Genomic DNA, 6,021 nt, shown 5'->3' with positions numbered 1-6,021 from the left:
TTCTGCACAATTCACGAACCTGTATTCCGATCTGAGGTCTAAGAAATTCTCCGAGGAAATAATTTATGTACTTTTTACCATTTTCCTGTTCTTCATTTTGCTTAGCTTTTTCTTATTTATGCTTCGTGAGGAACTTTATATCCGTAATAATTTTCTGGCTTTATTCCTTTCACTTTTAGCGTTTCTGGTTATCATAACCAAGTATATGCTCAGGAAATACCTTCATCAAATCCTGTATACGGGTCGGTTAAATGAACATATTCTATTAATTGGAGCCACCCAGGCTGCCAAGGATTTTTACGACACAATTAATCGCCATTACTTTTACGGATATAAATGCGAAGGCTTTCTGGACAATGAAATTGATAAATTGAACGGCTGCGCCTATCTCGGGAAAATAGGAGACATCTCCAAAGTGCTCGAAGAAAGAGTTATCGACGAAGTAATCATTGCCCTGCCCAATTCTCAGCATCAGGACATGCGGATCTGCATGGAAGCCTGCGATCTTTACGGAAGACGGGTCCGTATTATCCCGGATCTTTACACTTATGCCTCCAGTAATATTCAGATCAACAATATTGGCATGCTGCCCGTGATCAATCTGCGTGCATTACCTCAGGACCGGGCAGCCAATAAAATAGTAAAGAGAGGGTTCGATATTCTTTTCTCCCTGTCTTTTTTGGTCGTATTAGGTTGGTGGCTGCTACCCTTAATTGCCCTTATTATCAAGCTTACATCAAAAGGTCCGGTTTTGTTTAAGCAGGAACGCTGGGGTCTAAACAATAATTTAATTATATGCTATAAATTCCGTAGCATGTACGTTAACAGTCCGGAAAGTGATTCCAATGGCAAATTCCTGCAGGCTTCACCAAACGACATTCGTGTGACAGGATGGGGTAAATTTATGAGAAAATGGAATATTGATGAATTGCCCCAGTTCTGGAATGTATTGTTAGGCAATATGTCAATCGTGGGCCCTCGTCCTCATGTCACGCCGCTAAATATTTCTTCCATGCACAAGGTAGATCGGTATATGCTCAGACATCTTGTAAAACCAGGCATTACGGGCTGGGCGCAGGTAAACGGCAGCCGCGGTGAAACCAAAACACCTTACGACATGCAAAAGAGAGTCAATCACGACCTTTACTATATTCACAACTGGACCTTTCAGCTTGACTGCCAGATTATCTTACAAACGATTATTACCATAATAAAAGGTGATCAGCATGCCTATTAGCATTATCAAAAAATCATTAATCTTCTCTCTTTTCATTTTCTTTTTTGGAGCTACAGTTCAAGCCCAGGTTGTCTGGGAGAACCCTAAATTTGAGGTTTACGACTTCCTTTCCCGCCAGGCCCAAAAGGGGAATATCGACTTTGCCGATTTTATCCAGCCCATCAGCCGGAAAGAAATAGCAAAACATTTGGCCACACTGACCGATTCCACCCAGGAATTATCGGTTAAAGAGAAGAAAGAACTGGACTTCTACCTTAAGGAATATTCAGAATTTGGGGTTCCCGATACCAGCAGCTTTTTTTTCCTAAAGAAAGATTCCTTAGACAGACTTCGCTTCCTGTCGGTACGAAAGGATGATTTCCTGGTTAAAGGTGAACCAGTACTAACACTCGAAACCCTGCAAGGAGGTGGCAAACAGGTATTTAAAAAAGGGAATGGCCTGCAGTTCTGGGGTCATATGGGTAAAAATTTCGGTTTTCAGTTCTATTTCCAGGATTTTACGGAATCGGGGGAAGGTGTTGACAAACTCAAGGATTTTAACAGCGAACAAGGCATTGTCAGAACCAATACCGTGAATCCTGATCGGGTGTCCTACAGTGATATTAGGGGCTATATGACCTATAATTGGAAAAACGGGTCGATATCTGCAGGCAAGGACAATCTATTGTGGGGATATGGCCGGGGAGGAAGAGTAATCCTATCTGATAAAGCTCCGTCATATCCTTTTATACGGTTCGACTACCGGCCATTAAAATGGTTGAGTTTTCAATATTCCCACGCATGGTTACAATCGGGCATGATTGATTCAAACAAAACCTATCCAACCGGAAATCAAGTTTTTGGAGGTAAAAGGGAGTTTTATATTCAAAAGTTCATGGCCACCCACAGCTTAAACTTTTTTCCTGCTAAGGGGCTTTCCTTCAGTGTCGGTGAATCTATGATCTACAGTGATAAATTAAATGTGGCCTATTTGATGCCTATGATGTTCTTTAAGGCTTATGATCATTATACCAGTAAACACAATATAACAGCCGGTTCGAATGGGCAGTTCTATCTTCAGGCGAGCTCGCGGAATCATATTCCTAATACACACATTTATGCAAATATGTTTATTGACGAAATCCGCACATCTTCTCTGTTTGACCGTTCGAAAAGCCGAAACCAACTGGGATATACCCTCGGTGCGTCGTTCACCGACCTTCTTCCGTATTTAACCCTAGGCTATGAATACACCCGGGTGAATCCGTTTGTATATCAGAACCTGATCGGCGCACAGTCTTATCGGAGCCAGGATTACCTTTTAGGCGACTGGATCGGAAGCAATGCCGATCGATCAGTGATCTTTGCCGAATATACCCCAATTCCCCGCCTGAAGGCTTTAATTCAATATCAACATATTCGAAAAGGATCAGCCGGAAGTATCGAGCAGCAATATTATGCAGAACCCCAACCTGAATTTCTTTTTGGTCTCAACAGAACTCAGACAGAAGTGCGGATGGGTTTGTCATATCAGATAGTGCATAACGTTTATGCCCAGAGCCGCTATACCATGATAAAAGATCAAAGTCTCAATCCTGAACTAAACACGAACTTTTTCAATTTCGGTATCAGCATAGGGATGTAGATACTATCTAATAAACCTGTCGATACCGGCGGTATGAGGTCCCTCGCTTCGCGTCGGGATGACGCAGTTGCTGTGGGGAGAGCGAAGATTTCTCCGAGCTTGACGTGCCCGGTGAATATAATTAAGGGCGATCGCTCGTCGAAATTTACCCGCGATATGATGGTTAGGTTATTTCGACGAGCGAATCCAATCGTCATTTTTGACTCTGAAAATAAAAGCTCGGAGAAATCTCCAGTTCCCAAAAGCCAGCACGTCATCCCGACGCGACGCGAGGGACCTAAGACTTATGCTGATTTAAGGTGAATTTATAAACTGAAAACCAATATAATCCTATATTTGTAGCTAAATTTCGGATTATTCCATGCGTTTACGATATATAATAATCGCTTTAATTATTAGCGTTTCACTTCTGAAGGTTCAATATTCTTATTCTCAAACTATTTCAGTAGATAATTTACAAAACCTGAAAGTTAGTAAATTATCTGATCAACAAGTTTTAGATGTATGGAAACGGTTACAGGCTAGCGGTGTTTCGGAAGATGTTGCATACCAGCAGGCAATGCAACGCGGACTTCCAGCATCAGAAGTTGAGGCCTTTAAACTACGACTTGCTGAAATTCAGGCCAGCGCAGCGAAGTCCAAAATGGCATCGATAAAACGGGCTCCAGACATAGCTCCCGAAAGACGTGATACTATTAAAACAGTTATTGAACAGGTTCAAAAATCTTCCCCGACAGTTTACGGCTATGAATTTTTCAATAATCCGAAACTTACATTTGAACCTAATATCCGGATAGCAACCCCGAAGAATTATGTTTTAGGTCCCGACGATGAGGTAATCATCAATGTGACAGGGCTTAACGAAACTACCATAACCCGTAAAATCACCCCGGATGGCACTATACAGTTGCCTTATGCCGGATTGGTATATTTAAATGGTCTTACTGTTGAGACGGCATATAATAGCATTCGCAATAAACTCGTCAGAATATACCCTACCATCTCATCTGGCCAAACCAAAGTAGACATCAGCCTGGGCAATGTTCGTACCATCCGGGTAACCATCATAGGCGAGGTAAAACAACCGGGAACTTATTCTATTTCTTCCTTATCTACACTTTTTAACGCCTTATATTTATCCCAGGGGCCTTCTCAGAATGGCTCCCTGAGAAATATTGAGCTTATAAGGAACAACCGGGTAGTAAGGACGGTAGACTTCTATTCTTTTCTACAGCAAGGTCTGTTAACTGACAATGTAAGCTTGCATGATCAGGATGTTATACGCTTTCCGGTTTACAAAAAAAGAGTAGCTATAGCCGGCGCGGTCAAAAGACCTTCGACTTATGAATTAAGTGCCGCCGAAACTTTGCAGGATCTGATCAATTACGCAGGCGGTTTAGCCGACCAGGCATATAGGTCGGCCGCCAAGGTTAGCCAGTATGGTGAAAAGGAACGTAGCGTTAGGGATGTGCCTTCCGGGCTTTTTGATAGATATGTTCCATTAAATGCTGATTCTGTTTATTTTGAAGCTATTCTCAACCGGTTTACTAATCGCGTCGTAATTGCTGGAGCTGTTTATCGCCCGGGGCTGTTTGAACTTACTCCCGGACTGAGCCTGATACAACTTATAGAAAAAGCGGATGGCCTGCGTGACGATGCATTTCTTACACGGGGTTTTATTAAAAGAACTAATTCAAATCTTCAGAAAGAAATTGTGTCGTTCGACCTGAGTAAAATTAAAAATGGCAGTGATCGGGATATTCTGCTTGCAAGGGAAGATTCCGTCGTAATACTTTCGTCAAATGACTTGAAAGAAGAAAGAAAAGTAACAATTGATGGGCTAGTACAAAATCCCGGAATTTATACATTTCGCCAGGGCATGACCATTCAGGATATTATTGGGATAGCCGGGGGCTTTTCGACTGCCGCAGCCAAACAGAGGGTAGAAATTTCGAGGATATTGAAGGACGAAAGTAATGTGGTAGCCAATCAACTGGTTAAAACATATACCCTCGAACTTGATTCTGCACTATATGGAATAAACACAGAGCCTTTCCTGTTAGAGCCTCTGGACTATATCTATATTCCCAGGCTTGTTAACTATCGGGCAATTGGCACAGTAAGCATTACGGGTGAAGTTCTGTTCCCGGGCGACTACTCCATCCAGAAACGAGACGAGACAGCGAATGAAATCATTTCCCGCGCAGGAGGCCTAACACCCTATGGCGTGTTACAATATGCACAGATCTACAGAAACGGCATCCGGATCGAAGAGAACCTGACAGCAGCAGATAACTCAAAAGCAGATGCTTTAATCATTATGGCCGGTGACAGTATTGTAATTCCAAGGCAAAACCTATATGTCGAAGTAAAGGGTGCAGTTAATACCCCACAGTTGTTAAGATATTCCCGTTCAGGCTTTAAGTACTATATCAACGCTGCTGGGGGAATTACCCAGAGTGCAAAGCTAAAAAGCGCATATATTCAGTATCCAAATGGAATTAATAGACCAATAAAGCATTTTCTTTTCTTTAGAATCTACCCGAAAGTTGAACCAGGGAGCACCATCACCGTTCCGGAAAAACAAGGAGTAGGAATTAAGATTGGCGTAGGAGAAATTTCAGCACTTACATCTATACTTACAGCCGTTGTAGGGCTGATCGCAATTTTAGCTGTGAAATAGCGTGGCATAACCAATAAAATCTCAAACACAAGATTGATGAAAAACACCCCAGAGAAGGACAATATTTTTGAACAGGAATATACCTTTCGGGATGCTTTGTTCAGAAGGAAAGATCATCTCATTTATCTGTGGAAACGTAAATTTCAATTTCTGCCCGTCGCAGTTGCAGGTGGGCTACTTGGCATGCTGCTGGCATGGTATTGGCCAACAACATACACATCCCGCGTAACATTTGTTGTAGATGATACAAAAGGGGGTGGAGGTTCGATGCTGTCATCCCTGGCGGGGCAAATAGGAATTGATATGGGCAGTCTTTCAACAGGTGGAGTACTTGCCGGCGATAACGTTCTACAGCTGCTTAGAAGTCAGAATTTAATTAAACGAACACTAATTTCGCCTTATGATGATACTAAACCTAATTACACATTGGCAGATAAATATGCCGAGGCAGGAAAATTAAAGAAAAGCTGGAAAAAG

The 6,021-nt window shown here is 42.2% G+C and carries 3 protein-coding genes and 1 pseudogene; all 4 read left to right on the top strand.

Features of this window, described 5'->3' with window-relative positions:
- The coding region (locus tag ACLL8Z_RS06840; protein WP_411274021.1) for an undecaprenyl-phosphate glucose phosphotransferase at window positions 1-1,237 on the top strand (1,237 nt) is incomplete at its 5' end.
- Window positions 1,227-2,861: a capsule assembly Wzi family protein gene (locus ACLL8Z_RS06835; RefSeq protein WP_411274020.1), complete on the top strand. Its 1,635-nt coding sequence runs from the start codon at window positions 1,227-1,229 to the stop codon at window positions 2,859-2,861. The genes ACLL8Z_RS06840 and ACLL8Z_RS06835, both read left to right, overlap by 11 nt.
- Before the next feature lie 361 nt (window positions 2,862-3,222).
- A complete protein-coding gene (locus tag ACLL8Z_RS06830; protein WP_411274019.1) occupies window positions 3,223-5,544 on the top strand; it encodes an SLBB domain-containing protein in 2,322 nt (773 codons plus the stop codon).
- Between the two features lie 36 nt (window positions 5,545-5,580).
- A pseudogene (locus tag ACLL8Z_RS06825) lies at window positions 5,581-6,021 on the top strand (hypothetical protein); the annotation flags it as partial.

Origin of the sequence: Daejeonella sp. (assembly GCF_046590655.1) — a bacterium.
In the GTDB taxonomy this organism is placed as follows: domain Bacteria; phylum Bacteroidota; class Bacteroidia; order Sphingobacteriales; family Sphingobacteriaceae; genus Daejeonella.
The sequence above is the reverse complement of the archived record's forward strand: the minus strand, read 5'-3'. Positions and strand labels throughout refer to the sequence as shown.